Annotated in this window: 4 protein-coding genes; 2 read left to right on the top strand and 2 right to left on the bottom strand. The window is 65.6% G+C overall.

Annotated features, from left to right (window positions below; all coding sequences use genetic code 11):
* A partial coding sequence (locus AB7F49_RS38350) for an HWE histidine kinase domain-containing protein (RefSeq protein WP_428532944.1) occupies positions 1–2,219 on the bottom strand: 2,219 nt, incomplete at its 3' end.
* Positions 2,220–2,538: 319 nt separating this feature from the next.
* Positions 2,539–3,645, bottom strand: a complete 1,107-nt coding sequence (gene mutY / locus AB7F49_RS38345) for an A/G-specific adenine glycosylase (protein ID WP_428532941.1) — start codon at positions 3,643–3,645, stop codon at positions 2,539–2,541.
* A 27-nt stretch (positions 3,646–3,672) separates the two neighbouring features.
* Between mutY and AB7F49_RS38340 the strand changes: the two genes are divergently transcribed.
* Both AB7F49_RS38340 and AB7F49_RS38335 read left to right on the top strand, forming a co-directional pair.
* Positions 3,673–4,146: a DUF721 domain-containing protein gene (locus AB7F49_RS38340; protein ID WP_428532938.1), complete on the top strand. Its 474-nt coding sequence runs from the start codon at positions 3,673–3,675 to the stop codon at positions 4,144–4,146.
* A 100-nt stretch (positions 4,147–4,246) separates the two neighbouring features.
* The coding region (locus AB7F49_RS38335; RefSeq protein WP_428532935.1) for a thioredoxin domain-containing protein at positions 4,247–4,546 on the top strand (300 nt) is incomplete at its 3' end.

The raw sequence follows: 4,546 nt of genomic DNA, 5'->3' as shown, positions 1-4,546 counted from the left end.
AAACCGTCCAGCGTTTCGTGCGGTGCGTCGGTGATCGCCTCCGTGGTGCTGCGCCGCTCCGACTTCAAAGCATGCGTGATGTATTTGGCCGGAATCAAAAAGCGCGCGCTGACCCCGCCGGCGTCGTAGCTGATGTCGCTCTCTCCTCCGAGATCGTAAGGAATGCTGCGATTGATCAGCACCGATCCGAAGCCGTGCGATTTGGGCGGCCGGACCGCCGGGCCGTCGTTCTCGCGCCACACGATTTCGCAACCGCCCTCGCCGGTGCGTTCCCAGCGGACACTGAGCTTTCCGCTGTTCTTCGACAGCGCGCCGTATTTTGCAGCGTTGGTCGCGAGTTCGTGGAGCACCAGCGCCATGACGGAGAATGCGCGAGCGTCCAGTCCGACCGGCGGTCCGTCCAGCGTGATGGTGCTGCCGTGATGCAGATAGGGCGACAGCTCCGCATCCAGGAGGTCACGCAGCGCGCCGCCGCCGTCGCCACGGATGATCTGGTCATGAGCATGGGATAGCGCCTGGATGCGGCCCTGCAGCGACGTGATGTAGTCCATCAGGTCGCGATCGGGTTCGACCGGATGCGACACCAGCGACTTAATCAGCGACAGGATGTTCTTGACCCGATGGTTGAGCTCTTCGTTCAGCATGCGCTGGCGCAGGTCCGCCTTGCGCCGCTCCTCGGTGATAAGCTCGCTGTGGCGCATGAGCACTTCGAGGAGTGCGGTCCGCGTCGCTTCGGCGATGTCGAGGTCGGCCTGGTTCCAGGGGGTAGACTGGCGTTCGACCGCCTGCTTCCAGATCGCAAAGCTTTTCCGCGGAGTCAGCCGGTCGCCGTGCGGGCCGGTTGCGTATTGCTTGTCCGGATTGCCCGCCCAGGAGATGGTCTGGATCACTTCCTTGCGGAACAGGAACAGGTAGTCGCGCGGGGTGTGCGACAGCGGAATGGCGAGAACGCCGGATGCCGCGGCCTTGTAATCCTCCGCCTGCGGAAGGCTGTCAGCCAGCGCGTGCGTCGCCCAGGTCTGGCCTTCGGAGACCGAGCTGATGAACCGCGCGAGAGTAGGAATCGCGTCGTCCGGCGGCACCGAGCCATCGGCCGTCCACCGACCCTGCATCCACAGGCCCACGCCGTCACACTGCATCAACTTGCCGAAATCGCAGATGCTCTCCCGCAGGAAGCGTGCAAGGTCGGTGTGATGCGCGACGTTGCGCAAAAGCCCGTCGAGCGATCGCCGCGCCGCGGTCGCGGTATCCAGGCTTTGCTTGCGCAGCATGGCCTCGAGATGCAGCGAGAAGAAGTCCCCCAGCAGCTCGGCGGCGATCCGAGCCGGCATCGGCAGCGGGCGCGGCGAGTAATGGTGGCAGGCGATCAATCCCCATAGCCGGCCGCCGACGATGATCGAGATCGACATCGACGCTGCGACGCCCATGTTGCGCAGATACTCGCAATGGATCGGCGACACGCTGCGCAGGCTGGCGAAAGACAGGTCAAGCGGATTTCCCGATGCGTCGATGACCGGCTCGATCTCGACAAAGGCGCCGCTCGCATCCGGTATCACCCGGATGGTGTTACGCAGATAAAGTTCGCGCGCCTGCCGCGGGATGTCGCTCGCCGGAAAGTGACGGCCGAGAAAGGTGTCGAGCTGCGGCGCTTTCGCCTCGGTCATCACGTGACCGGACCCGTCATGCGCAAACCGGTAAACCATGACCCGGTCGTAGCCGAGAGCGCCACGCAGGTAGCGCGCCGTACGATTGCAAAGCTCGTCCACCTTGGCGACCGTTTTCAACCGGGCGATCAGGGCGCGCGCGACCTCGAGCGGTGAGCCGGAGGCAGGCGCCTCGGCGGGCTCGAATTCCACGATCGCATTGCCCTTGAATTGATGGACCGCGATGTCGAAGGCGGCGTCTCGTCCCGGTAGCCGCAGGCCCATGATCAGCCCCGGGCGCGCCGGATCGACCGACCGCAGCAAGGCGTTACGTAGCTCATGTGCATTGTCGGCGCCAATCAGATCTTCCAGCCTGCGCCCGTTGATGTCCTGCTCCGGAAGTCCGAGCATCTCCCGCGCGTTCAGCGAGTGGCGGCGCACCACCGACAGGTCGGTGTCGCAGGCCAGCAGGATACCGTGCGGCTGCACCCGGCCCGGAACATGGATCGGCTCGCGGTCGCAATTGGTCAGGTCGACCTCTTCAGGCCCGAGTGCGCCGCGCTCTGTCGTTTGCATGGTCTGCTCCGGGGATGGCGGCGCTGGGAGCCGATGCGATGCGGTCGGGACGTTGTTGGTCCAGGGCGGCGCGCATTCGCGGACTTACATCATATCGAGGGAGAGCGATGAGTTGTTTGACACAGCGGCTGGTCGCCGGGGATTGCCACAGAAGAGACGCCCATGGTGATCCGCCAGATCGCCTTTAAGGCGGCGTCCGTCATCGCGTATCATTCGGTGCAAGAATTCCCTGGTGGTGATTGGCCTGCGGCGTTAACGCGCTGACATCGTGCCGGGTTCCATCGCGGCTGCGCCGCGTAGCATTCGGCAGAATGCTCCGCTAGCCGCGCTCGGAATGCGCGATCACCTTGCGCATGACGTTCGGAAACGCTTCGCCTTCGATCTCCGCTGCAGCGATCCAGCGCATCCCGTCCGGCACCTGCGTATGGTTTCCGACGCGCGTTCGATACACCGCGAGTTCCAGGGGAAAATGCGTGAATGTGTGCGTGACAAGTCCGGCGACGCGATGCCACTGCGCTGCAAGCGGCGCCGTCGTCAGCACGTCGGCTTCATCGAAATGATGGGTCCACTCCGTCGTCGGCACTTCCGTCATCTTGGCAAGCAGGCCCTTGTCCGGCCGCGTGCGTACCAGCAATGCTCCATCCGCGCGCGTGACCACGAACGCCGCGCCGCGGCGCAGCTTGCCTTCGGCCTTCGGCGCCTTGCGCGGGAAGCTTTCGATGTCCGCTCGCTTGCGCGCGATGCAGGGCGCGTGCCACGGGCACAGCGCGCAGGCCGGTCGCTTCGGCGTGCAGATGGTGGCGCCAAGATCCATCATCGCCTGCGCGAAATCGCCGGCGCGCCGGTCCGGCGTCAGCGCTGCGGCGAGCGCCCGGATTTTCGGCTTCGAGCGCGGCAGCGGCTCTTCGACCGCATGAAGCCGCGCGACCACGCGCTCAATATTGCCGTCGACCGGCGTGGCCTTGCGGTCGAAGGCGATGGCGGCGATGGCGGCGGCGGTATAGGCGCCGATGCCGGGCAGCGCGAGCAGGTCTGCCTCGGTCTGCGGGAAGCGGCCGCCGTGATCGTGTACGACCGCGCGAGCACAGGCGTGAAGATTGCGAGCACGGGCGTAATAGCCTAGTCCGGCCCAGAGCTTCAGGACTTCTTCGAGCCTGTCCGCGGCGAGTTCTGCAATGGTCGGCCAGCGCCGAAGGAACCGCTCATAATACGGTCCGGCCGTTTTCACATTGGTCTGCTGCAGCATGATTTCGGAGAGCCACACCCTGTAAGGGTCTGAACGCTCACCGCTTTCCGCCCGCCATGGCAGCCGGCGGCGGTGCCGGTCATACCAGGCCAGGAGCGCGGCCGCCGGCGCAACCGCGGGTGGCGCGCAATCGCCTGATTCATCGCGCTTTTTCCGCGACCTGCGGTTTGCTAGCGTCATCTTTTCGGTGTGACAGAGGCGCATTCCTTGAACAAGCCGCGGCGCCATGCCCGTCCACTGCCGGATATTGCCGGGGCGCTGCTTGCGGACGCTTTCCGCAAGCAGGGCTTCAATTCGTCCGAACTTGTGGTGCGCTGGGCCGCCATCGTCGGCCACGACGTGTCGCAATATGCCGAGCCGCTGAAAATCCAGTGGCCGCGGGTTCCCGACGGCCACAAGCCGGAGCCGGGCACGCTGGTGCTGCGCGTGGCCGGCCCGGCGGCGATCGAAATCCAGCACATGTCCGGCGTGATCCTGGAGCGGGTGAACCGCTATTTCGGCTTTGCCGCGATCGGCAGGATCGCGATCCGGCAGGCGCCGCTGCGCCGCGCGCCGCCCGCGCCCGATCGCGCGCTCGACCCGCAAGCGGTTCGATCCGTTGCCGAAACGCTTCCCGCACAGGCCGATCCGGCGCTCCGGGGAGCGCTGGCGCGGCTCGGCGCCGCCATCAAGGGAAAGTGACGGCGATCCGGGCGGTGGCGGAGCCGCCGCGGCATTGCCACATGACCCGTGACAGGTTAGCCAGACCGCGAATTTGCCGGTTCAGCCGCAGGAGTCCTCCGTGCTCATTACCCGCCGCCAGTTTCTCGCCACATCTGCCGCTTTGTCGGCTGTGCTCGCACTGCCGTTCGGCGGAGGTTCTGCGCTGGTCGGCGATTTTGTCGGCGCCGCGCAGGCGCAGACCCCGAGTTCGGTCGAACTGATGCAGGCCGGCCCGCTCGGCGACGTGGTTCAGGGCAAGGACGACGCGCCGGTCACCATCATCGAATATGCCTCGATGACCTGCGGCCATTGCGCCACCTTCCACAACACCGTCTATCCCGAGCTGAAGAAGAAATACATCGACACCGGCAAGGTGAAA

Origin of the sequence: Pseudorhodoplanes sp., from assembly GCF_050250235.1 — a bacterium.
GTDB lineage: Bacteria > Pseudomonadota > Alphaproteobacteria > Rhizobiales > Xanthobacteraceae > Pseudorhodoplanes.
Note: the sequence above shows the minus strand (reverse complement) of the source record. Positions and strands in the feature narration are given on the sequence as shown.